This is a genomic window from Streptomyces sp. NPDC006733 (genome assembly GCF_040636125.1).
Taxonomy (GTDB): domain Bacteria; phylum Actinomycetota; class Actinomycetes; order Streptomycetales; family Streptomycetaceae; genus Actinacidiphila.
In genome coordinates this window covers 62,713-85,571 of sequence record NZ_JBEYJD010000009.1, presented here as the reverse complement: position 1 = coordinate 85,571, position 22,859 = coordinate 62,713, and the positions used below count along the sequence as shown (strand labels likewise).

17 protein-coding genes and 1 pseudogene are annotated in these 22,859 nt (G+C 70.8%); 5 read left to right on the top strand and 13 right to left on the bottom strand.

All coding sequences use genetic code 11. The annotated features are described in order from the left end of the window. Nucleotides 1–496: 496 nt before the first annotated feature. From ABZ721_RS10700 to ABZ721_RS10665, 8 genes are all read right to left on the bottom strand, one after another. Nucleotides 497–1,144: an SGNH/GDSL hydrolase family protein gene (locus ABZ721_RS10700; RefSeq protein WP_358788259.1), complete on the bottom strand. Its 648-nt coding sequence runs from the start codon at nt 1,142–1,144 to the stop codon at nt 497–499. A 67-nt stretch (nt 1,145–1,211) separates the two neighbouring features. Continuing rightward, entirely contained in the window at nt 1,212–2,054 is an 843-nt protein-coding gene (locus ABZ721_RS10695) for a TIM barrel protein (RefSeq protein WP_358788258.1), read from the bottom strand. 157 nt (nt 2,055–2,211) lie between these two features. Continuing rightward, nucleotides 2,212–3,639, bottom strand: coding sequence for a polysaccharide lyase 6 family protein (locus ABZ721_RS10690; RefSeq protein WP_358788257.1), 1,428 nt, complete (start codon nt 3,637–3,639; stop codon nt 2,212–2,214). Nucleotides 3,640–3,670: 31 nt separating this feature from the next. Further along, nucleotides 3,671–5,110 carry a polysaccharide lyase 6 family protein gene (locus tag ABZ721_RS10685; protein ID WP_358788256.1) on the bottom strand — a complete coding sequence of 480 codons (1,440 nt, stop codon included), beginning with the start codon at nt 5,108–5,110 and terminating at the stop codon, nt 3,671–3,673. A gap of 205 nt (nt 5,111–5,315) precedes the next feature. Then, a complete protein-coding gene (locus tag ABZ721_RS10680) occupies nt 5,316–6,650 on the bottom strand; it encodes an alpha-L-fucosidase (RefSeq protein ID WP_358788255.1) in 1,335 nt (444 codons plus the stop codon). A gap of 78 nt (nt 6,651–6,728) precedes the next feature. Further along, entirely contained in the window at nt 6,729–7,595 is an 867-nt protein-coding gene (locus ABZ721_RS10675; RefSeq protein ID WP_358788254.1) for a carbohydrate ABC transporter permease, read from the bottom strand. Beyond that, complete coding sequence (locus ABZ721_RS10670) at nt 7,592–8,563, bottom strand: sugar ABC transporter permease (protein WP_358788253.1); 972 nt, start codon at nt 8,561–8,563, stop codon at nt 7,592–7,594. The genes ABZ721_RS10675 and ABZ721_RS10670 overlap by 4 nt, the downstream gene beginning before the upstream one ends. Beyond that, nucleotides 8,560–9,888 carry a sugar ABC transporter substrate-binding protein gene (locus tag ABZ721_RS10665; protein WP_358788252.1) on the bottom strand — a complete coding sequence of 443 codons (1,329 nt, stop codon included), beginning with the start codon at nt 9,886–9,888 and terminating at the stop codon, nt 8,560–8,562. Before ABZ721_RS10665 ends, ABZ721_RS10670 begins: the two co-directional genes overlap by 4 nt. A 483-nt stretch (nt 9,889–10,371) precedes the next feature. On the opposite strand from ABZ721_RS10665, the gene ABZ721_RS10660 reads away from it, so the two are divergent. Continuing rightward, nucleotides 10,372–11,382, top strand: coding sequence for a hydroxyacid dehydrogenase (locus tag ABZ721_RS10660; RefSeq protein WP_358788251.1), 1,011 nt, complete (start codon nt 10,372–10,374; stop codon nt 11,380–11,382). 575 nt (nt 11,383–11,957) lie between these two features. Here ABZ721_RS10660 and ABZ721_RS10655 read toward each other — a convergent pair. Both ABZ721_RS10655 and ABZ721_RS10650 read right to left on the bottom strand, forming a co-directional pair. Next, nucleotides 11,958–13,205 carry a histidine kinase gene (locus ABZ721_RS10655; protein WP_358788250.1) on the bottom strand — a complete coding sequence of 416 codons (1,248 nt, stop codon included), beginning with the start codon at nt 13,203–13,205 and terminating at the stop codon, nt 11,958–11,960. A gap of 189 nt (nt 13,206–13,394) precedes the next feature. Then, nucleotides 13,395–13,973 carry a TetR/AcrR family transcriptional regulator gene (locus ABZ721_RS10650; RefSeq protein ID WP_358788249.1) on the bottom strand — a complete coding sequence of 193 codons (579 nt, stop codon included), beginning with the start codon at nt 13,971–13,973 and terminating at the stop codon, nt 13,395–13,397. Nucleotides 13,974–14,063: 90 nt separating this feature from the next. Between ABZ721_RS10650 and ABZ721_RS10645 the strand changes: the two genes are divergently transcribed. Both ABZ721_RS10645 and ABZ721_RS10640 read left to right on the top strand, forming a co-directional pair. Then, entirely contained in the window at nt 14,064–14,510 is a 447-nt protein-coding gene (locus ABZ721_RS10645; protein ID WP_358788248.1) for a DUF1772 domain-containing protein, read from the top strand. Nucleotides 14,511–14,774: 264 nt separating this feature from the next. After that, nucleotides 14,775–15,079 (top strand): annotated as a pseudogene (locus tag ABZ721_RS10640) (small membrane hydrophobic protein). A 102-nt stretch (nt 15,080–15,181) separates the two neighbouring features. Here ABZ721_RS10640 and ABZ721_RS10635 read toward each other — a convergent pair. After that, nucleotides 15,182–15,820 carry a hypothetical protein gene (locus ABZ721_RS10635; protein WP_358788247.1) on the bottom strand — a complete coding sequence of 213 codons (639 nt, stop codon included), beginning with the start codon at nt 15,818–15,820 and terminating at the stop codon, nt 15,182–15,184. A 17-nt stretch (nt 15,821–15,837) separates the two neighbouring features. After that, nucleotides 15,838–16,014, bottom strand: a complete 177-nt coding sequence (locus ABZ721_RS10630) for a hypothetical protein (protein ID WP_358788246.1) — start codon at nt 16,012–16,014, stop codon at nt 15,838–15,840. Between the two features lie 617 nt (nt 16,015–16,631). Here ABZ721_RS10630 and ABZ721_RS10625 point away from each other — a divergent pair. After that, nucleotides 16,632–18,617 carry a SpoIIE family protein phosphatase gene (locus tag ABZ721_RS10625; protein ID WP_358788245.1) on the top strand — a complete coding sequence of 662 codons (1,986 nt, stop codon included), beginning with the start codon at nt 16,632–16,634 and terminating at the stop codon, nt 18,615–18,617. Nucleotides 18,618–18,928: 311 nt separating this feature from the next. Here ABZ721_RS10625 and ABZ721_RS10620 read toward each other — a convergent pair whose 3' ends face one another. Further along, nucleotides 18,929–20,149: a helix-turn-helix domain-containing protein gene (locus ABZ721_RS10620; RefSeq protein WP_358788244.1), complete on the bottom strand. Its 1,221-nt coding sequence runs from the start codon at nt 20,147–20,149 to the stop codon at nt 18,929–18,931. A gap of 776 nt (nt 20,150–20,925) precedes the next feature. Here ABZ721_RS10620 and ABZ721_RS10615 point away from each other — a divergent pair. After that, nucleotides 20,926–22,035 carry a glycosyltransferase family 4 protein gene (locus ABZ721_RS10615; RefSeq protein ID WP_358788243.1) on the top strand — a complete coding sequence of 370 codons (1,110 nt, stop codon included), beginning with the start codon at nt 20,926–20,928 and terminating at the stop codon, nt 22,033–22,035. Nucleotides 22,036–22,859: the final 824 nt, after the last annotated feature.

Below are 22,859 nucleotides of genomic sequence, written 5' to 3'. Positions count from 1 at the left end.
GGTGAACCGCCGCAGTGCGGTCGCGCAAGCCCCACTACCCGGGGAAAACACCCGCCCCCACGGCAGCACGGCCCTATACATCGCGCACCCCCGCGGCAGGGTCCTGACCGCGAAAGCCAGCGATCCCGCCAGCGCTCGGAGAACCTGGCGCCCGACGGCATCGGCGAAATCCTGCCAAATCTTTAACCGACCTTCACGGAAACTCCGTAACTGTCAGAACACACATCTAATCTGATCGATTTTCAGTCACATATAACTGAAAGGCGGACATGTATCCTGCCGACGCGCCGCGGAGGATCAGGTCCTGCCGCAGACAGCGGGGCCGAACCCCCGCTGCCGATCTCTGGCAGGGGGGCCGACGGTGCCAGCCATCATTGGAAGGCGCAGATACACCCGGTCGCCGCAGAAGAGTCCCGGTGAGTGCTGAACCTCAGTTGAGGGCGGCCGTCGGTGTCCCTTCGACGGCCGCCCTCACCTGCAGGGGTGTTCGGAGCCACTACCGCCGTGGGGCCGGGGCCATGGGAGCGACCTCGGCGAGCCAGGCATCGGCGATCAGCCGGTGTCCCGCAGGGCTCGGGTGAACACCGTCGGGGGCCAGCTCGGCGGGCGGCCGGTCCTGGGCCGCGTGGGGCAGGACGAGGTCGGCGCGGACCAGTTGGGCGCCGTGGTGTTCCGCGGCCCGCAGGACGGCGTCGGTGCGCGGGGTCAGGTCCTCGAACCAGCGTTCCTGGTCCGGCCCCGTCGGCAGCAGGAACGGGGTGATGACGACCAGGCGGGCCGACAGCTCGCGGGCGGTGGCCGCCAGCAGCCGGTTCAGGCAGGCCTCGAACTCGGCGACCGGGCTGGCGAGGTCGCGGTCGTAGCGTCGCCAGGTGTCGTTGATGCCGATCTTGACAGTGACGACGGTGGGCCGATGATCCAGGACATCGGTGCCCCAGCGGGATTCCAGGTCGTACACGCGGTGCCCGTTGACGCCCCGGTTGAGCACGCGGGGGCCGGCCCCGTCGGGCGTCCGCTCGCGCAGCGTCCGGGCGATCTCGTGGACGTAGCCGTCGCCGAGCGAGGCGGGATCCGCCCGGTCGCGGCCCGCGTCGGTGATGGAGTCGCCGATAAACAGGAGCGTGTCGTCATCTGTGAGCTGCATGTATGCCGTCCTGGCGTCGTGGTGGGCGGGCGACAGGCCCTCCCCGGGGTGATCTGTCGGATCACAGTCAACTACGGCGGACCGGCGCGGCGTCGTCCGCCGCCCGCCGCAGGGTCCCGACCTCGCGCGTCAGCACCGCGGGGTCGTCGCCGGGGACGAACTCCAGCAGGGCTTCGACCCCGCGGCCGGCCAGCAGGCTGAGAGCGGTGGCCCACAGGTATCCGCGGTCCGCCAGCGGCAGCCGCTGGTTGCCCGGCCACCAGGAGAAGACGTGGACAGCGGTGACCCGGTCGCCGAGTTGGACGAGCCCGGCCAGGGCCTGCTCGGCGGGGATGTCGAGGGGTGGCTGCCAGTAGGTGCAAACGTTGTCCGCGCCCACCTCGTCCAGCAGCTGGATCGTCGAGGCGACGGTGTCGGTGAGGGTGTTGCCGTGGAACTCCGGCGCGAGCTCCAACCCGTGGTCCGCCGCGATCCGGGCCGCCTCGCGCAGGCAGTGCACGGTGGCCTGCCGCTGCTCCGGCGAGGTGGATGCTGATCCGGTGCTGCCGGCCCAGACCCGGACTCGCGGTGCCCCGAGCAGCACGGCAGCGCGGGCGACGGCGGGGAACGCGGCCAGCTCGGCGGGGGTGGCGCGAAAGTACGAACCGTACGAGCAGCAGGCCAGCCCGTGGCGGTCGGAGACCTCCCGGACCGCGCGGACCGTACGGGGCTCGGCGGCGGGCGCGTGGACGTCCGCGCCCCACTCGATCACCTCCAGGCCCGCGGCGGCCGCGCGGCGCGCGACCTCGGCGGCGGGCAGCCGGCGGAAGGTGACCGAGCACAGGCCCAGACGGGTCCGCCCGGCCTCGGGCTCGGCCGGCGGGCGCAGCGGGGGGCGGGTTGCCGTGCTCCGTCTGCTCTCCTGGGTCATGACCCTGCTTTCCTGGACGTGGCCTACGGATGATCGGGAGGGACGGCGTGGTGGTCCGGTCCGCCCGGACGGGGGCCGGGCGGACCGGGTGCGAGGGCCGGACCGGCCCGGGGAGGTGGGCCGGTCCGGCGGGTGGCGCCTCGGCACCGGGGTGGGCTCAGGGCGCGTTCGGGCCCACGTCCGCGGCGGTGAGGGGGTGGCGGAGGGCGGGCGTGGTCGCGTACTCGTCGGCGCCGATGTCGCGGACGCTGCCGCGCGGGTCCCCGTCGAGGTCGTCGGTGACGAGGGTGCCGCCCAAGGTGGCGGCGCCGATCGCCGGGCTGGTGGCCGTCAGCCGCAGCACTCCGTCCGCGCCCTGGCTGAGCTTCGGGTCGGCCCGGGTGAAGGTGCCGGCGGGGAGGTTGCCGTTGGCGGCCGCGCCCCACAGCAGGTTGCTCTTCCAGGTGAAGCCGGTGGTGGCTCCCATGGCGACGAGGCTGCCGGTGGCGCCGACCAGCAGGTTGTCGGCGATGGTGACGTTCTGCGGTTCGTAGGTGCGTGTCTCGCCCGAAAGCGTGCTGGCGTTGTTGATCAGGGAGTTGTGGGCGATGATCGCGCGGTCGCAGGCGTCGTTGCCCCGCCGCTGGTCCTCGGTCTCCCCCGCGGTGTGGTCGCGGGTGGTGCCGCTGCCGACGACCAGGGCGCGGCCGGACAGCCCGCTGAGGTAGTTGTTGACGATCACGTGGTCGTTGCCGTAGATGCGGATCCCGTCGATGCCGCCGGTCAGGTAGTTGCCCTCCACCCGGGTGCGGTTGCCGTGCCGCAGCACGATGCCGCCGCGGCTGTCGCGGATGGTGTTGTACCGCACGGTGTTGCCCGAGGACTTCACCGAGATGGCCTCGGGGTCGCCGTTGCAGCGTTCGAACAGGTTGTACTCCACGTACGCGCCGGCGGTGGACAGGGCCCGGCCGCTGACGCCCAGGCGGATGGGCTCGCCGCCGTTGTCGCCGGTGAAGGTGTGGTCGGAGAAGTGGTTGCGGAAGATCTGCAGGTTCTGGGCCATCGCGGTCGAGCCGGAGCCGTCGACGACCAGGAAGATGCCCGCGGTGGTCTTGTTGTGGAAGTGGTTGCGGTCGATCTTCGAGTTGTCCGCGCGCACGACGAGCCAGTACGGGTCGCCGGTGTCCGCGTGCTGGAAGTCGTTGCGGGTCAGCCGGATCGCCGAGCAGTCGGCGGGGAGCTCGAAGGTGGTGCTCTGCCGGAACGCGAAGCCGCTGATGGTGACGTTGCTGGAATTGCTGAGCACGAAGCCGCGGGCGCCGCGCAGGACCGCGCCGCCGCGGGTCTGGGACACGATGGTGATGGGTGCTGCGCTCGTGCCGTTCTTGTTGGAGACGGTGATCGCCCCGCCGGCCGGGACCGTGTAGGTGCCGTCGGCGAGGACGATCCGGTCGCCGGGTGCGGCGCCGTTGATGGCGCTCTGCAGTGCGGTGAGGGAGGCGACGGGGATGTCGGCGGCCGAGGCGCTGCCCGACAGTGCGGCGGTGACGGGGACGGCGGCCAGGGCGGCCAGGGCCGTGCTTCTGAGGAACGTGCGTCGTTGCATGATGCCTCCTGCGTCGAAGTGGGCGGTGCGGTCAGCCGGCCTGGGGACCGACGTCGGCCGGGGTCAGGGGTCCGCGCCGGGGTGCGTGGCGGGAGTACTCGTCGGCGCCCACGTCGCGGGTCCGGCCGCGGGGCTGTCCGTCGATGTCGTGGGTGATGCGCGGCCAGCGCAGGGTGCCCGCGTCGATCGCCGGGCTGCCGGCGGCCGGGCGGGCGATGCCGTGGGCGTCCACGACCAGCTGCGGGTCGATGCGGGTGCCGCCGCCGGCGGGGATGTTGCCGTCCGCGGCGGCACCCCACAGCAGGTTGCCGGTCCAGGTGAAGTCCACGGTGGTGGCCATCGCCACCAGCTGGCCGGTGTCGGCGACGAGCAGGTTGTCGGCGACGGTGACGTTGCGCGGCTCGTGCGGGCGCTGGCTCTCCCCGGAGAGGGTGCCGCCGTTGTGCAGCAGGGTGTTGTACGCGATGAGGATCCGGTCGGGGGCGTCGTTGCCGCGGCGCGCTTCGGGGGACTCGCCGGGCAGGTGGTCGCGCTCCGAGCCGCTGCCGATGACCAGGGCGCGCCCGGCCAGGCCGGCGAGGTAGTTGTTGACGATCACATGGTCGTTGCCGTAGATCCGGACGCCTTCCGTGCCGTCGACCAGGTGGTTGGCTTCGACCCGGTTGCGGTTGCCGTGCCGCAGGACGATGCCCCCGAAGCTGTTGCGGATGGTGTTGTACCGGATGGTGTTGTCCGAGCTCTTGACCGAGATCGCCTCGGGATCCCCGTTGGCGCGCTCGAACAGGTTGTACTCCACGACCGCGTGGGCGCTGGACAGGGCCCGGGGGCTGACGCCGAGGCGGATCGGCTCGCCGCCGTTGGAGCCGGCGAAGGTGTGGTCGGAGAAGTAGTTGCGGTGCACGTGGACGCGCTGGGCCATCTCGTCGGTGCCCGCGCCCTCGATGCCGAGGTAGATGCCCAGGGTGCTCTTGCCGTGGAAGTGGTTGTGGTCGACGGTGCTGTCGTCCGCGCGCACCATCACCCAGTGGATGCCCTCGATGTCGGCCAGTTGGATGTCGTTGCGGCTGAGCCGGAGGAACGAGCAGTCCGGGGGCAGGTCGAGGGTGTTGCGCTGCCGGAAGGAGAAGCCGCTGAGGGTGATGTGGTGGGAGGCTTCGAAGACGAAGCTGTGCTCGCCCTCCAGGACGACCCCGCCGCGCGTGCGGGCGGCGATGGTGATGGGCGCGCGCTGAGTGCCCTGCTTGTTGCGCACCGTCAGCGGGCGGTCCGCGGGGACGGTGTAGGTCCCGTCGGCCACCACGATCCGATCGCCCGGCCGGGCCCGGTCGATCGCGGCCTGCAGCTCGTCCAGCGTGCGGACGGCCCGCGGGGCGGCGTTCGCGCTCGCGCTGGCGGTCAGCGGTCCGCCGACGGGGGCGACGGCCAGGGCCGCCCCTGCTGCGGTGCCCATGAGGAACGTGCGGCGTTGCATGGTGCCTCCATAAAGGGGTGATGGACAGGGACGAGCGGTGGTCCGGTGTGCGCTCGTGCGCGCAGCCGGCAGCTCGGGGCGTCGTGGAGGACCGGGGCGCCCGGAAGGCGGTCCCCGGCGTCCCGGACGGTGCCCCGGTGGTGTGGCGGGCGCCGGGCGGTGGGCCCCGCGGCGGGGATGTCCCCGGTACGGCGGGTGAGGCGGGTCAGGTCGCCGCGGCGTCCAGGAACAGTTCGATGACGGGGACGGGGGTGTCGGGGCGCCGGACCGGCAGTTGCAGCGTGAGCGTTCCGGCGGGCTGGCCGCCCATCTCGGTGTTGACCGCGGGCCGGTCCGGGTCGATGTGCACCGGGATGATCTCGGACGCGTCGTGGAGCAGTTGCGCGTAGCGGACCCGGCCGGCCAGACCCGGCAGGTGCAGGTGCCGCAGCGGCCAGGCGAACAGGTGGACGTAGAGCCGGTCGCCGCGCTGGGTGTAGCGGCATTCGGCGGGGGCGGGATACCGCGAGGGGCCGCAGCCGCGGATCGACCGCTCGTGCAGCTGCGTCCACCGGCCGATCTCCTCCAGGGCCGCGCTGTCGCGCGGGTCGAGGGTGCCGCGGCCGGTGGGTCCCACGTTGAGCAGCAGGTTGCCGCCCTTGGACACCCCGTCGACGAGCATGCGGATCAGCAGGTCGGGGCTCTTGTGGTCCAGGTTGTCGCGGTCGTAGCCCCAGCTGCCGTTGAGGGTCTGGCAGGCCTCCCACAGCACGGGCTGCCCGTGGTCGGTCATGGGGCCGGACGGCTGGTACTGCTCGGGGGTGACGAAGTCCCCGGGCAGGCCGGTCCGGTCGTTGACCAGCACGTGCGGCTGCAGTTCGCGGATGGTCCGCAGCAGCTGCGGGGCGTCCCAGTCGTCGGGTCCCTTGCCGCCCCACCAGCTGCGCCCGGCGTAGGAGAAGTCGAAGAACAGGTAGTCGATGCGCCCGAACGCGGTCAGCAGTTCGCGGACCTGCCCGTGCAGGTAGCGCTGGTAGTCGCGGATGTCGCGGTCGGCGGTGGCGGCCTTGAACGCCGCGTCGTCGCGCTGCGGGTGGGTGCCGTCCACGGGGAACGACGGGTGGTGCCAGTCGATCAGCGAGTAGTACAGGCCGACCTGGAGTCCCTCGGCGCGGCACGCCTCCACGAACGGCCCCACCAGGTCACGGCCGTGCGGGGTGTTGGTGACCTTGTACTCGGTCAGGGCGCTGTCCCACAGGCAGAACCCGTCGTGGTGCTTGGTGGTGAGCACGACGTACCGCATGCCGGCGGCCTTGGCCGCCTTGGCCCACTGGGCGGGGTCGTAGCGGTCGGGATCGAAGTGGTCGAAGTACACCTGGTACTGCTCGTCGGTCAGCTGCTCACGGTTCTTGACCCACTCGTGCCGGGCGGCGAGGGAGTACAGACCCCAGTGGACGAACATGCCGAACCGGGCGGTGGTGAACCACTCGGTCTCCGGACCTGCCGCGGGAGCCGGGGGCGCGGACGGGTGCGGCCGCGGGGTGTCAGCGCTCGGAGTCATGGCGTATCGCTCTTTCTCGTGCCGGGGGTCAGCGGGGTGCGCCGCGCGTCGGTCGCCGGGTCGCGCGGGTCGGCGGGGTCAGCCCTTGAGGGCTCCGGAGGACAGCCCGCTGACGAAGGACCGCTGGAAGAACAGGAAGACGATGACCGAGGGCAGCAGGGCCAGCAGGGAGGCGGCCATCACCACGCCGGGGGTCACGGACGGGTCGACCCGCAGCGTGCGCAGCGCCAGCGGCAGGGTGTACGAGGAGGAGTCGGTGGACACCAGCAGCGGCAGCAGGTACTGGTCCCAGATCATGGTGAAGCCGAAGACCCCGATGACGCCGAGGGCGGGCTTGCACATCGGCAGAATGATCTGGGCGAAGATCCGCAGGTCGCCGGCACCGTCGATGCGGGCGGCCTCCTCGAGTTCGCGCGGTACGTCCTTCATGAACTCGGTCATCACCAGGATCGAGAAGCCCCAGGCGCCCAGCGGCACGATCATGCCGGCGAGGGTGCCGATGAGGTTGAAGTGCACGACCGGCAGGTCGGAGAGGATGACCGACAGCGGCAGGGCCAAAATCTCCTCGGGCAGCATCAGCGTCGCCAGGATGGCCACGAGCGCCAGCGTCATGCCGGGAAAGACCTTCCGGGCCAGCGCGTAGCCGGCCAGCACGGACACGACGACCTGGAGCAGCAGCCCGAAGCCGACGACGAAGAACGAGTTCAGCAGGTACTTGAGCACCCCCTGGTCGAAGGCGATACGGAAGTTGTCCAACGTGAAGCCCTTGGGCACCACGCTCAGCTGGGTCGGGTCCTTGATGTGGCCGAAGGCACCGACGAGCAGGGCCAGCAGCGGGCCCGCGAACATCGTCAGGACCAGCAGGTAGATGACGGCCTTCAGGATCCGCCCGCCGATGCTCCGGCTCTCGGTCAGGCCCAGCGCGGTCTCGGTCGGCGCACTCACTTGCTCTCCCTCCGCCGCAGCAGTTGGACGACGATGGTCAAGATCAGCGTCGCGACGAACAGCAGGACCGCTCCCGCCGCGCCGACGCCGAGCCGGTTCTGCTCGAGGCCGAGCTTGTAGATGAGGGTCATGACGACCTCGGTGGAGCCGTTGGGCCCGCCGTTGGTCAGCAGGAACACCTCGGTGAACACGCGCAGTCCGCGGATCGCGGCGAGGATGAACAGGATCGAGAACACCGACCGCAAGCCGGGCACCGTCACGTACCACACCCGCTGCCGCCGCGAGGCCCCGTCGACCTTCGCCGCCTCGTACAGGCCGCGGTCCACACTCGTCAGACCGGCGAGGAAAATCATCATGTCGTAGGGGGCGCCGCGCCAGATGCCGGTGAGCATGATGGAGGCCATCGACGTGTCGGGGTCGTTGATGAACCCCGACGGGCCCGCTCCCACCAGGCCCAGCACGGAGTTGAGCATGCCGTCCCCGGTCGGGTGGTACATGATCCGCCACAGTTCGGCGACGACCGCGAGCGGCACCACCACGGGCAGGAACGCCGCGGAGCGCACGAAGCTCAGGCGCCGGCTCTGGCCCTCCATCAGCAGGGCCAGGGCGAAGCCGAGGGTCATCGCGCCGACGGTCTCCCCGACGGCGAGCACGACCGTGTGCCAGGCCGCTTCGCGGAACCCGGTCGACTCCAGCACCGTGGCGTAGTTCTCGGTGCCGACCCACCGGTTGCCCAGGTAGGGCTGCACGTCCTGGAAGGACATGGTCAGCGCGCTGGCCATGGGGATGAACTTGAAGTACAGGAAGAGCAGCAGCGCCGGGGCCAGGAACAGCCAGGGCGTCCACCAGCGGCCGGCACGGCGGCTGCGCACCCGGCGGCCGGGGGTCCCGCCGCCGCGGCGGGCCGCTTCGCGGGGGGCGGAGTCGGCCGCCGCACGGGCGGCCGATTCCGCCTGGTCGAGGCTCATGACGCGGCGATCCCCTGCTCCTTGAGGATGTCGCCGAGCTGCTTGTCGAGCGCACCCAGCTTGGCGTTGAGATCCAGGCCGCAGTCCGCCATCAACGCGTTCACCGCGTCCGCGGTCGCCTGCCGGACCGGGGTCCAGTTCGGGATGGAAGGTGCGTAGCGCCCGGAGTCCTTGTAGGCCTTGGCGTAGGTGGCCCAGCGCGGGTCGGGGCGGATCTGGGAGATGTCCACGGCGGTGTTGACCGGCAGCTGCACGGTGTAGCCGGTGGCGCCCTCCATGCCCTTCTTCTGGCCCTCGACGGAGACCGCGAAGCTGGCGAAGGCGTCCTGGCCGGCCTGGTTGTCGGAGCCGGCCATCAGGTAGACGGAGCCGCCCTCGGCCAGGACGGTGGCGTCCTTCGGTCCCTTGGGCATCGGTACGACCTCGTACTTGTCCTTGCCCAGGGACTTGTCGAAGCGCGGCAGCAGATAGGGGCCGACGACGAACATGCCGGCGCGACCGGACTCGAACGTCTCGTTCGTCGGCGGGGTGTCCATGGTCACCGCGCCGGGCTGGATGGCCTTGGCCTTGCAGCCCAGGTCACGGAACCACTGCATGGCCTGCACCGACGCCGCGGTGGTCATGGCCGGCTTGTACTTGCCCTGACCGGACTCGGTGATGAAGTCACCGCCCGCGGCCCACAGGAAGTTGGAGAAGTACCAGGAGGCGTAGCCGCGCTTGGTGGACAGCGGGGCGGCGAGGCCGGCGGTGTTGTTCTTGCCGTCCCCGTCGGGGTCCTGGGTGGTGAAGGCCGTGGCCATCGCGGCGAAGTCGTCCCAGGTGTGCGGGACGTCGAGCTTGAGCTTCTCGCGCCAGTCCTTGCGGATCAGCAGCGCGGAGGCCTGTGCGGAGAACGGCAGGCCGTACTGCTTGCCGTCCAGGCTCTTCCCGGACTTCAGCCCCTGCTCGTTGATCTGCTTGCTGTCCTTGATCTTGCTCAGGTCGATTTCCCGGAGCAGACCTTGGCTGTGCATGGTGCCCAGCTGCGTCACGTCGTTCATGACGATGTCGGGCAGCTTCTTCTGGGCGGCCCGCTGCTGCAGCTTGGTCTCGAAGTCATCGAAGATCGCCGTGACCTTGACGTGGAAGCCGGTGGCCTTCTCGAAGGCGGCGGCGAGCTGCAGCGCGCCCTTCTCCCCCGGCCCGCCCGGCGTCGTCCTGGTCCAGAGCTCGAGCGGCGCCTTGGTGTCCTGCTTGGCATCCACTCCCGCAGGCCCGGCCGAACAGCTGGTGAGGATCAGGACCGAGGCGAGGGCCCCGGCACCAATCCATCGTGATCTCTGCATGACGACTCCTGATTTCGCTGCAACACAGTGGCCTGGAAAGCGCTTGCTGGGACGGTAGCCGGGTCCGAAACGAGGGTCAATAGTCCGATGAATAACGAGGGGTTTGGCTGACTGGCAAACAAATTCGGTGGACACCCTCCCGGCCTTGCTCACGCGGTGCGACCGATGAGACGGCCCTTTCGATACGGACGAAAGGTCGCCTACGGTGGCAATCCGTACGTCTCTTCCGGCGAACCGTCGCTCTGCGAGGCCCCATCCGTCGCTCACAGCAGCCATCCGACCTCTGACCGCGAGGCCGGGAGAGCGAGAGCGATGACTTTCCAGTGATCCGATGTATGGTTTCGGCGAGCCAGAGGCCGGACACCACACAGGCCCCACCAATCCGCAACATCCAGTCAGACGCTTACCACCACATCCGAGCACGGACCGCCGACCGTCCGGCCGCCGGTCCGGCCCCGGACAGGCCGAGGAGACCAGCCCGACATGAACGCACCGGTCGACGCACCGACAGCCCTGCTCGTCATGGAGGAAGAACGCCGGGCCGACGTCTACCCGCCCGACGTGCTGGCCGAGATCGGCCGCCTCGTACGCTGGCAGGGGCCGCCCCGCACCCGGGAGGAACTCGCCGCCGACCCAGCAGTGTTGGCCGGCGTCGACCTGCTGCTCACGGGCTGGGGGGCACCGGTGCTCGATGACGCCCTCCTGACCCGTGCCCCGCGACTGCGGGCCGTTCTCGTCGCGGCGGGATCCGTGCGGCACCTGACCACACCCGCCTTCTGGGACCGCGACATCCCGATCGTCTCCGCCGCCGCGGCCAATGCCGTACCGGTGGCGGAGTTCACCCTCGCCCACGTCCTGCTCGGCCTGAAGCAGGCCCATCGCATCGCGCGGGAGGTGGCACAGAGCCGCCGCTTCCCCACCGATCCCGCGGTCCCAGGCGCCTACCGCTCACGGGTGGGCCTGCTGGGACTCGGCCACATCGGCCGGCTCGTCGCCGCCCACCTCGCCCGCTTCGACGTCGAGGTCCTCGCCACGGATCCCATCGCCTCCGCGGAGACCGCCCGGCGCGCGGGCGTGCGGCTGGTCCCCATCGAGGCACTCTTCGCCACCTGCCACGTCGTGAGCCTGCACGCACCGCTGCTGCCGCAGACCCGCGGCTCGATCGGAGCCCGCCTGCTGACCTCCATGGGGCCGGGCACCACTTTGATCAACACCGCGCGGGGCGCACTGATCGACGAGGCCGCCGCCGCGCAGGTCCTGCACGCCCGGCCCGACCTCACCGCTGTCCTGGACGTAACGCACCCCGAGCCTCCGGCCGCCGACTCGCCACTGTTCACCCTTCCCAACGTCGTCCTGACCCCGCACCTGGGCGGCGCCATGGGGGCCGAGCGCCACCGCCTCGGCCAGCTCGTGCTCGACGAACTCCGCCGCCTCACGCAGCACCAGCCACTCGAGCACGCCATCGATCCCGCTCACGCCGCTTCGCTCGCCTGAAACCGCCCGAGCTGTTAACACCGATGTCACACAAGGTCATGCTGTACCGCCTGCCCGGCTCCGGGCAAGCCCGATGACCACCCGATTCCAGCAGGTCACAGCCCTGGGCGCGGCGTAAGCGAAACGTGAGTGAGACGTTAGCGGGGCCTGCAAAACTGCAGGGTTGGCCACCGCCTCCGGCCCCCGCATCGGGGCCGCGCCGAGGGCACCGGGCCGCCGCCACGGGCGCAAAGGCAGCCCCGGGGCCGGACCGCATCCCGGGCGACTTGGGTGCGCCCGCCCACCGCTCCTGAGGCATGGGCGCACTGGGGGCCGCCGGTCCGCCTACCGTCCTGCGGCCCCCTCCAGGGCGCGGCGTCCATGCTTGCGCTCGGGCGTCAGCGCCGGGCCGGCTGTGTCTGCACCGGCGCCTCCGCGCACCGCAGGGGGTCGGTGGGTGGCAGCAGCGCAGCTGCCCGTCCGGTCCGGTAGTCGGAGCCATCCGCTTGGTCGCCGCGGGCTTTCGTCGGCGACCTGGGCCCGGCCCTCTCCGCGCCTGGATCAGGCCGACCGCAGCAGCACCGGATCCCCGGTGATCACCGCGCGCACGGCAGCTCCGCGGTGATGGTGGTGGGCCCGCCAACGGGGCTGCTGACGTGGAAGGCCCCGTCGAGGGAGCCGACCCGCTTGGCCAGCCCGGTCAGCCCCGTACCGGCGGCGACGTCGGCACCGCCCAGCCCGTCGTCGGTCACGCGCACGCGCAGCACCTCGCCGACCCGACGGACCATCACCTCAATCCGCATCGCGTGGGCGTGCTTCGTTGCATTGGTCAGCGCTTCGGAGATCACGAAGTACGCGACCGCTTCCACGTTGGGCGCCACCCGCTCGTCCAGATCGACCCGCAGCCGCACCGGCAGGGGCGTGCGGGCAGCCAGCCCGGACAACGCCGCGTCCAGACCACGGTCTTCGAGCACGGCCGGGTGCAGCCCCCGTACCAGGTCATTGAGCTCAGCGATCGCCTCCTTCGCCTCCAGGTGTGCTCTCCCGATCACCTCGCGGGCATCACTCGGCAGGTCCGGGCGGGTGGCCATGGCCAGACCCAGGTTGACCGCGAGAGACACCAACCGCTGCTGGGTGCCGTCGTGCAGGTCGCGCTCGATCCGGCGGCGCTCCGCGTCGACGGCCTCGATCAGGCCGGTCCGGCTCACGGCCAGCTGATCGACCCGCTCCTGGAGCCGCTGCGCCCGGCTGGGCCCGAGCAGGACCAACGCCAGCCGCGCCTCGGTCCGGGCTACTACCCGCGCGGTCCAGGGCAGGGCGCACAGGAGGAGAAGACCGGCCGCTGTGTACGCCGGCAGCTGGGTCAGGTTGCCGAACCAGTCCTGGCGGACTCCGGTTGGCAGCGCCGGTGACCAGGCGTAGGCGAAGACACCCGCCAGGCACGCCGCTGCCGCGACGAGCAGCAGCAGCTCCAGGAGCGCGAGCAGCGGGCCCAGCAGCAGGTGGTAACCGATCTTGCGCCAAGGCCGCGTCACCGCGAGCCACCGGGCGGTCGCGGCCCACGTCCATTGCTCCGGCGCGGTGGGGGTGAACCGGGGGACGTCCACACCGATGAGCACCCGGCAGCGAGCCCGCTGAACGGCCGTCAGCAGCGGGGTGCCGAGCAGGACCAGGGCGGCCGACACGGCAACCGCAAGGAGCCAGTTCCCCGTCCTGGCGGTCGTCGTCGCCGCCCAGGACCACACGGGCACCAGCGCCAGGTGCGGCAGCACACCAGCGGCAAGAAAGCCGGTGTCCCGCTGCGCCCGGAGGACCGTGCGTCTCAGTCCGGCTGGAATCGTCATGGCACGACGCTAGGGCACCGCAGGAGGACGGTGCCATGACCCCTGTACCCGGTCTCGTGGTGAACCTAGGACCAGCTACAGATCTTGATCTTGGCCTGGGGGTGGAGAGCCTTCCGGGTGGGCAGGTCGGCTTCCGCTGCCGCCGGCAGGTGTGAGGAAACCCCGACTACAGTTCGCCGGAAGGGTGCGTCACAGCACGATGAGGCGGTCCACCAGCAGTTCCACCCGCTGCTCCGCGTCTTCCGGCAGCAGCCGTCGCGATCGGGTCAGGGTCGCCAGGCCGTGCAGGGAAGCCCAGAACAACTCGGTGAACAGGCCCGGGTGGACGCCGTCCCCGGCGACCTCGGCAAGGCTCTCCAGGAGTGCGGCGAAGGCGTCCTTCAAAGGCTCCGGAGTGTCCTCCTGTGCATAGGCGAGACCTCCGTCGAGCTGGAAGATGGCGTCGTAGACCGCCGGATGGCGGGCGGCGAAGTCGAGGTAGGCGCGCGCGAGAGCCATCACCCGGGCGCGCGGGCCGTCCGCGGCGGCGGTCGCGGCCCGCATCGCCGCGGCCATCTCGGTGGCGCCCTCCAGGGCGACGGCGCCGATGATCTCGCGCTTGCCGCGGAAGTGGCTGTAGAGGACGGGCTGGCTGTACTCGATGCACTCGGCGAGCCGGCGGGTGGTGACCGCGTCCCAGCCCTGCTGCTCGGCGAGTTCGCGGGCCGTGGCCACGATGAGGCGCTCGCGGACCGACCGTTCGCGTTCCTTGCGTTCCTGTACCGACATAATTTGATCCTAGCACCGCTAGACATGAGAGCGGCGGTAGGTCTAGCGTTGCACCATCACCTAGCAACGCTAGATCACAGGAGAATCATCATGCTCAACGCGCTCGAGGTCGTCACCACCGTGGTCGTCGGCCTGCTGGTGGGGGTGGAGTTCTCCGTCGCCTTCATCATGAACCGGATCCTCGACGCCCTCCCCGAGGACAGCGGCCAACTCGGCCACGCCCACGGGGGCCGCATGCTCGGCGCCGTGATGCCGTTCTGGTACATCGGCTCGGTCGTCCTCGTCGGTATATGGGCGGCCGCCGGGTGGGACGACCACGGCACCGGCCTCGTCGTCACCGCCGGCGGGCTGCTGGTCCTCAGCGTGGTCATGTCGATCCTGCTGCTGGTCCCGATCAACAACCGGAACAAGACATGGACCCCGGAGAACCGGCCCGCGGACTGGAAGGAGCAGCTGAACCGCTGGGGCCGGTGGCACTACCTCCGGGTCGCCGTCATCGTCGCCGCCTTCGCCCTGCTGGTCACCGCCCTCGCCTGAGCCCTCCGGCCCACCCGCCCGGCCGTGCGCCCCAAGCGCGCGCCGGGCCGCCGCGTTCCCCGACGACGTCGTGTGCGACCCGCACATCCGGGTGGCGCCGCGTCCCGCAGTATCTGAGCGGCCCGGTCGGGCCAGACGACCGACACACCCCGCCCAGGCAGACGTACCCGACCCACACCATCCGGCGCGTCATCGGGCCACCCCAGCTACGCCCGCCGCTGAGAGCCCTGCCCCATCCCGGTCGACCATCGAAGGAGAGGTCGCATGTCCCTGAAGAACGTCAACACCCTCCTGGCCACCGTCGGCGCCCTGTTCGTCCTCTACCTCGGGCTGTCCTTCATCCTGATCCCGGAGGCATCCGCTCCCGGCGTTGGCCTGCCGAGCTGGCCTGCGGGCGACCGTTCGGCGACATGATCAACGTCCTGGCCCACCACGGCTCCCTCTCCGCAGCGGCCGGGATCCACGGCCTGACCTCGGCACTCATCGCGATCACAGGCTTGCTGATACTCCGTGAGACCAGCACGGCCCGCAAAGCCCCCGCCCCAGCGCTTGCCGCGCAGCCCGCCTGACGGGCTGCCCGCGAAGGGGTGGCCCGCTGGGGGCCGGGCCACCCCTCATCTGGTTGGTGGCAGCCCCGCAGCGGAGGATTCAGGCAGGGGCTGGGTCCGCAGTCAGCAGCTGGTGGCGGTGTCGCCTGCGTCGATGGCGCAGGTGTCGGAACCGAGGCCGCCGTTGGCGGTGTCGCTGCCGGCGCCGTCCTGGACGTCGATGTTGTCGTTGCCCAGGGAGCCGCTCATGGTGTCGGTGCCGGTGTGGTCGTACAGGGTGTCGTTGCCGTTTTGGCCGTCGAGGTCGACGTCCCCCAGATCCCCGTAGAGGGTGTCGCTGCCGTTCTGGCCGTCGATGGTGTCGGCACCGGGCCCGCCGGAGATGGTGTCGTTTCCGTTCCCGCCGTTGATGGTGTCGTCACCACCCAGGCCGCAGGTGGCGTCGTCCCCGTTGGTGCCGTTGATCGTGTCGTTGCCGGCGGTGCCGGTGATGGTGCAGGTCGGCAGGAACTGCAAGTTGATCACCACGGTCCCCTGATTGCCGCCTTGGCTGACCTCGTAGCCGTCGACGCGGAGCCAGTAGGTTGTGGAGGCGCCGGCGGAGAAGGTCATGGTCGAGGCCCCGCCCACGCCGAGTCCGTCGTCGTTGCAGGCCACCTCGGTCAGCGTGGCGAGGCTGGCGCCGGTGTAGGCGGTCAGCACGGTGTCGAAGTTCGACCCGGCGGTGTCGACGGTGAGGGTGGCGGCGCCGACGGTGGTCACCGAATCCAGACGGTCTTCTAGGCGCTCAGGCCGCAGGAGGCGCCCGGTTCGCCCGCCTCGACGCTGGCGTCGACGTTGCTGGTGACGTCGCTGAAGGTGACGGGCTCTCTCTGGGCGTTGGCGAAGTTGTCGTTGGCGGGCGCCGCGGCCTGGGCGGGAGCGGCCAGGGCGAACATCCCGGACAGGGACAGCAACGCCGCCGAGCAGAGAACACTCAGGCGGCGGGGCAATCTGTGCTGCGGTAAGCGAGAAGACAAGGCAGTGCTCATGATGGGACTCCGTTCTGCTGCCCTGCCCCGGCTGAGGACGGAGCGCCCCGGATGCGCCCGCGGGCAGTGCAGCGTTGGATCCGCGTGCTCGGGCCCGGCCCGAATCGGGGCCGGAGGAGCAGGGCGGGATCAGCCCTCGCAAGGTGTCCCGTGCGTCCGCCCGGGCCAGGGCGCGGGCACGGCGGTACGGAGATTTCAGGGGCATACTGCTCGTGTTTGACCGCCCGCAGGCAACCTCCGCACAGGCATCGGCCACTCACCGGCAACGCCTGTCCGCCACCGTCGATCGTGCAGGTCATGCACCGCTGGCACCTCTGGCATGGATTGGCGCAAGCGACCCCACCAGGACCCAGGAACGGCGCCCCTGACCGTTTTGCGGCGCGAACGGCGTGGCGCGAACGGTGGCGATGCGCCGGCAGGCACGATCGGACGGGCATGGCGTCGCCGATACGAAAGAGGCCCTGAGTGAGCCGCAGCCATACTTCCGCGGCGCATCCCGGCGGCCGTGCACTCCGGCAAGTGCGAGCCGCGGCAGGTCGGCGTTGAGCCCGCAGCAGTCTTTGAACCCGAAGCTGTTCGAGGAGTCGGTGGCGGCGGTAGCCATGTTCGCCGGGCCTGACCACCGGCTCGTCTACACGAATGCGGCGTGCGCCAGGATGCTCGGCGTACGCACGCTCGGCCGGCCCGCGCGGGAGATTTTCCCCGAGCCGGATTCGGCCGAGTTTCTGACCGCCCTGGACGACGTGTTCACCACGGGCCGCCCGTGTCAGCTCACGGGTTCGCGCCGGCCCGATCCCGGGGCGGTGGAACAGGCACGCTACTTCGTGTACTCGTGCACCCCCGTGACCACGCCCAATGGCGTCGGGGTCCTCATGCTGACCATGGATACCAGCGCCGAGACGATTGCGCTGCAACGCTACGAAGCCTTGGTCTCCGCAGTGTCCCAGATGGTGTGGGTGATGCATGCGGACGGCTCGATGGCGGAGATCGTCTCCGGTTGGGAGCAACTGACCGGAGTTCCCTGGCGCGGCCGAGCCGACAAGGACTGGTACGCGTACCTCCATCCCCGGGATCGCGACAAGCTCAGTCGCGCCTGGAGGACGGCGGCCACCACCGAGCCGCCTGGAATCTTCCAGAGCACCTTCCGGGTGCGGACCAAAGAGGGCTCCTATCGGCACATGACCACCCGGGGCGTGCCCATCGTGCGCGACGGGCAGGTCGACGAGTGGATCGCCGCCACGGTCGATGTCGAGGACACCTGGAGCACCAGTCTGCGCGACCGCCTGGTCGCCCAGGTCGCCGAGGCATCGGGCGGCAGTCTGGCCGAGGCGTTCGCCGAGGTGGTCAAGGTGGTCGTGCCCGAACTCGCCGACGCCTGCGTCATTCTCCTGCTGTCCCATGACGAGTGGCCGCTGCCGGACAACGCACCGGTCAGTGCCCGGCGCGTGGCGTCGGCAGCCCGTGGGGACCTTCCCCCACCTGCTCCCCTCAAAGCGCAGCAGGTCACCGCCACCGACGCCGTGCGCCACGTGCTCCACAGCGGCCTACCCAAGACCATCGCTCTGTCCCCCGGCCACCCCGCACCGCCCGACCTGGTGCCCGAAGTGACCGAGCAGTGGCTGGCCGCCTCGGGGGCCACCAGCCTGACGCTGGTTCCGTTGGTCGTCGACGAGCTCGTCCTCGGCTATGCGGTAGCCGTCTCCACCGGCGATTCGCCCCTTCCCGGACCAGCCGAAGTCGAGCTGCTGCGCGAGGTGCTGCACCACGCGCGTCGACCGATCCGTAAGGTCCTCGATCTGCAGCAGGCACGTCGTACGGCGCTGAAGCTGCAGCGGGCCCATCTCACGCAACCGCCGGCCGTACCGGGAGGCAGCTTGGCGGCGTGCTATCAGCCGGCCAGTTCGTCGACCGAGATCGGGGGCGACTGGTACGACGCGATCCTGCATCCCGACGGCACCCTCACCCTGGACATCGGGGATGTCGCGGGACACGACCTCACCGCGGCCACCGCCATGGGTCAGATGCGCAGCATGCTGCGGGCCCTGGCCTGGAGCAAGGGGCCAGACGGCACGCCCTCGACGGTCCTGAGTCTGCTGGACGACGCGGCGGAAGGGCTGAACATCGCCACCTTCACCACCGCCGTCCACTCCCACCTGCGACGGCAAGCCGACGGCAGCTGGCTGATGTCCTGGTCCAATGCCGGGCATCCGCCACCCTTGCTCCTTCCCGCGCGCGGTGAGCCCCGCTTCCTGCACGGCAGCGGCCAGGACGCGCCGCTGTGCGTTGTTGCGGAGATGGTCCGCGTCACCCACACCCACACCCTCGGTGCGGGCGACACCCTCGTGTACTACACCGACGGCCTCATCGAAACCCCCACCACCGACCTCGACGAGGGCCAGCACCGCCTGCTTCAGGCAGCAGCACAGCACCGCACCGCCGACCTGTCCGCGCTCCTCACCCAACTGCAGCACCTGTCCGACGGGCGCGACGACACCGCGATGATCGCCTTCCGCGTCGACCCCCGCTGACGCTCCCCGCACCGCACGCCCCCGTCCGATGAGCACGCAGACGGCTGGAGCCCAGCGGACTCACCCCAGCCATGGCGCTCACGGTCGTCATCGGAGGTCGGCGGCGTGGATCAGGACCCGGGTGGACCTGGTGGGGTCGGGCGGGACATGCCCACGGGGGTGGGACGGCCAGGATGCGGGCGATGGATTCTCCTGGCCCGACCCGCGCACGCGAACCCATCCCCGCATCCGCTGCCGAGCACGGATCATGTTCGCCACGGCTGCACCGGGTCGGGCCCTGGCCACGCGTCACCGGTAGCCGGCGGGCGAGCTCACGGATGGTGCGGGACGGGGTGGTGCCCCAGCAGGGTGGGGAACGCGCCCACGGCGTCCACCGCCATGGACAGCTCGGCAACGATCTTCGGGTTGTCCAACGGGCCGCGCAGGAACTCCTCCAGGCGGTGCATGCGGTACCGCACCGTATTGGGATGGCAGTACAGCGCCCGTGCCGCCTCGGCGGCCGACCCCCGGGCATCGAGCCAGGCCTGGGCGGTGGCCAGCAAGGTCGTGCGGTCCTCATCGGGCAGGGCCAGCACACCGCCGAGAATGCGGCGCACGGCCCGTTGGGTGTTCTCCAGGTTGCTGATCACCAGTTCCGTCAGCGGGGTGTCGTCGAGCTGGCGCACTGCTGCGATACCGGGCGGCAGGGACTCGAGGGCGACGTGGGCGTACCGCAGCGCACGGCTCGTCTGATCGAGCCGGTCGTAGGCGGGGCTCACCCCCACGCGCCCGGTGGCCGAGGCCCGGACGGCCTCCAGCGCGAGCTCCACGGCTTGGCCCCGCGGGCAGGAGAGCACGCCGAGTTCATAGCCCGGCTGCGCCCGCCACGCCGAGCCGACGTCGACCGCCCGGCACTTGGCGTCCAGGCCGGGCAGCGGCGGGTCGCCGACCACGACGGCCTCCGCCGCCACCAGGATGAACGTGCCCTGGTACGGGAAGCCGAGCATGCGGGCGATTTCCCAGACGGTGTCGCTGCCCGGGGGCGGTCCGTCGATCAGTGCAGCCAGGAGGGCCGACCGCCGGCGGTCGGTCTCGACCATCCGCTCCGCGAGGGTGTCGCGGTAGGCGGTGGTCACCGCCGTGCAGTAGCTGTCCTTCATCTCCCAGATATAGGTGGCCGCATTCAGCATCGCCGTCTGCGCCTGGGGTCCCACCCGGTCCGCTTCCTTCAGCAATTGCTCCCAGAAGCACATACAGCCCAGCCGGTAGGCGCGCAGGACCTCCGGCAGCGGCATCCCCTGGAGGGCACGGAGCCGGCCGGTCTCCATGGACCGCGTGAGGTCCAGGGCCTGGCCGTCGGCGAGGTGGGTGAGCGTGCAGCTGAGGTTGTGCCGCACTTGGGTGTGCAGGTCCTCGAGGTGCACCTCCTCGCTCCGGTAGTTCTCGATCTCGCCGAGGATCACCTCGGCCGTCTGGAGGACCAGCGCGTCAAGCCGGACGGCCAGTGCCCGTGCCAGGTCAGCAATGATCGGATCCAGCGCTATCTTGGGCACGCCTCAGCCTCACTTGGTCATTGGCCTTCGGCCCTCGCGGCCGCCGGGAGAGCTACGGGAGGGCCAGTGTGCTGCAAACGCAGCGCTGCCGAGTTCCCCTTGGACGGACCGACATGCCTTCAGCACGGTTTCAGCACCTTACTGACGAAGCGTCAGGACGGTGCCGATGCCGTTGGAGTCCGCGGCGGGGCACTCGGGAGCGCATCGCTCGCCCCCTGCCGTGCCGGGGCGAACGTTCGCCCCGAACCTCCTTTAACGCCTTGGCCCGTGTCCGGTCATTGTCCGCTGAGACAGAAAAGCCTGTCGGCCCGGACATGGCCTCCGGCGCGTCCCGGGGAGGCTGCAGCCGGCTTGGTGCGGGAGGTGCCCGGCCTCACCACCGTGCCGGGCACCTGTTCGCCCGGCACTCCCCCGGTGCCGGCGTCGTTGTCGCTCCGGACAGGAGAGCCTGTCGGTCTGGACAAATGACCCGCAGCAGGCCGGGGGCGTGATGATGCTGAGGTCGTGACGAGACCTGCAGGCCAGAGAGCGAGACGACCTCCGCCGGCGCGAGCGGTACGCCGCACCCGGCGGGCTGCGGACCCTCCTGAATCGACCCTCCGGGGCGGCGAGCACACCCCGGCGACCACGCTCCGCACGGCCGACGCCACCCGGGACCCTCGATGCCTGCCCGCGGTACGGGGCGAATGCCGACCTGCTCCCCTCCGGACCGCGGGCGACCCCTGCCGCCACGACGACACCGCCGTGGAGAGCCCAGGAGACCGCCGGTGAACACCATGACCGCTGTATCGTCCGGGTCGCTGGCCGCGACCTTCCTGGACCTGCCCGCAGGCAGCCCCGCCGGAAGTGTCGGACGGTTCCTCGACCTGTACACCGGCCGGGACGCCCTCATCCCTTCCCGCGCCTTCATGCTTGCTGCGGCCGGCCCCCGCCGCCTGCCGCCCGAAGGACTGGAACTGCTGGCAGTGGCGGGCAAGTGCCTGGACGGGCCGGACTTCGGCCGCTACGTCCTCGCGCTGCGCACGGCCCTCAGCACCGCACTCGACCCGGCCCAAATCGGTGTCCTACACCTGCAGAACCTCACGTCCGGCGCCACCCCGGCCCTGATCCGCGCCCTGCCCCAGCACCCCCGCATCGCCCTGGTGCACGGCACGGACCTGATCCGTGCCGCGGCTCACCGGGAGCAGTTGCAGCTCTTGCGCGACAGCGCCCGAGCCGCTCACATCATCGTGGTGCCCACGAACGTCATGGCCGACCAACTGCTCCAGCTCGCCCCGATCAGTAACCACAAGATCACCCGCATCCCGTGGGGCATCCCCGACCACCTGCTCACCACTCCTCCGCCCCGGCACCCCCACAGGTCAGCCAGCCATCTGCGGCTGCTGTACGCAGGACAACTGACCCTCGAGAAAGGCGCCGCCCACCTGATCAAGGGCCTGGCCGCGATCCCCGGCATCGAGCTGAGCATCGCCGCCCCCCGAACTCACTTCCACGCCCTGGCGCCGCTGCTGCGACGCGCGGGCATTCGGGCACGCTACCTCGGCTGGCTCAGCCGCCCCCAGCTGTGGCGCGCGTTCACCGACCACGACGTGCTCGTCAAACCGGCGCTCACCCCGGTGACCGTGGGGTCGGTCGCCCTCGAAGCGCAAGCCTGCGGTCTGCCCGTGCTGTACCAGCCGGTCCCGGGCCTGAGCGAGTCCTTGGCCGCCTCCGGATTGGCGACGGACTTCACCCGCGCCGCCGCGCTCGCCCGCGATATCGACCGGCTGCGCACCACGCCTGGACTGCTGTCCGCCCTGCGCCAGGCCGGATACGCCAACGCCGCCCGCTACCCCCTGTCAGCCACCGCCCAAGCGCTGGACGAACTCGGCCGCCGGCTCGCCTGAAGCAGCCTGCCCCAGCCCCGTTCCCAACGGCAGCCACCCCCACGGCCCTGTCCGCCAGGGCTCACGCCCTCGCAACGGCCCACCCCACCCCGTCGACTCGCTGACGGGCTGACAGCCACCAGGACGACCATGACGTACGCAGCCCAGCCCGATGGCCCCGCACGCGGTGCGAGGCCGCACGGAGCCACCACGACCATGTGGTTCACGGCCGTTATCAGGGGGCGCCCAGCGGGCGGCGAAACGATTCCGCGCCCCGACTTGGAACCGATCTTCACCGAACTCGCCCGGCAGTGGGAGATGAACCATCGACGCGTCGTCGGCCGGACGAGGGACAAGGGGACGCTGCCTGTGCGCCACGAGCTGTAGGGGCGCGGCGGCGCCGTACTCCCGTGCAGCAAGCAGCGGTCTGACATCCTTGCGGCGTGCTGCGACCAGCGGTGCTCACGCGTCAGCAGGGCGTCAGCGCAATGCCTCGATGGGGTGATCGGCGATCCACGCGAGTTACCGAAGAACGGACGTGTCGTTGATCGGGAGTGACAGGTGGCGAAGGGCACCGCACCGCCCGTCGGCGATGCACGCTGGTCGTGACCGGCGCCAGAGAAACGATTCTTCGTTCAGAAGGGACGCCGCTCTGCGCGGCCCTGTCCCCGCGGCCGGGGCGCACTGGGCGGACCCTGTCCGGCCACCCGATCCCGGGCGGTCAGAACGGACCGCCCGCGTGCCCGCCGGCGCCGGGGAGCCCGGGCAGACCGCCGGGGCTTCCTGCGCATCGGCGCCACCGCCGGCACGGGCGGGCGCTGTCGGCGGCGCCCGCCCGACCCCTG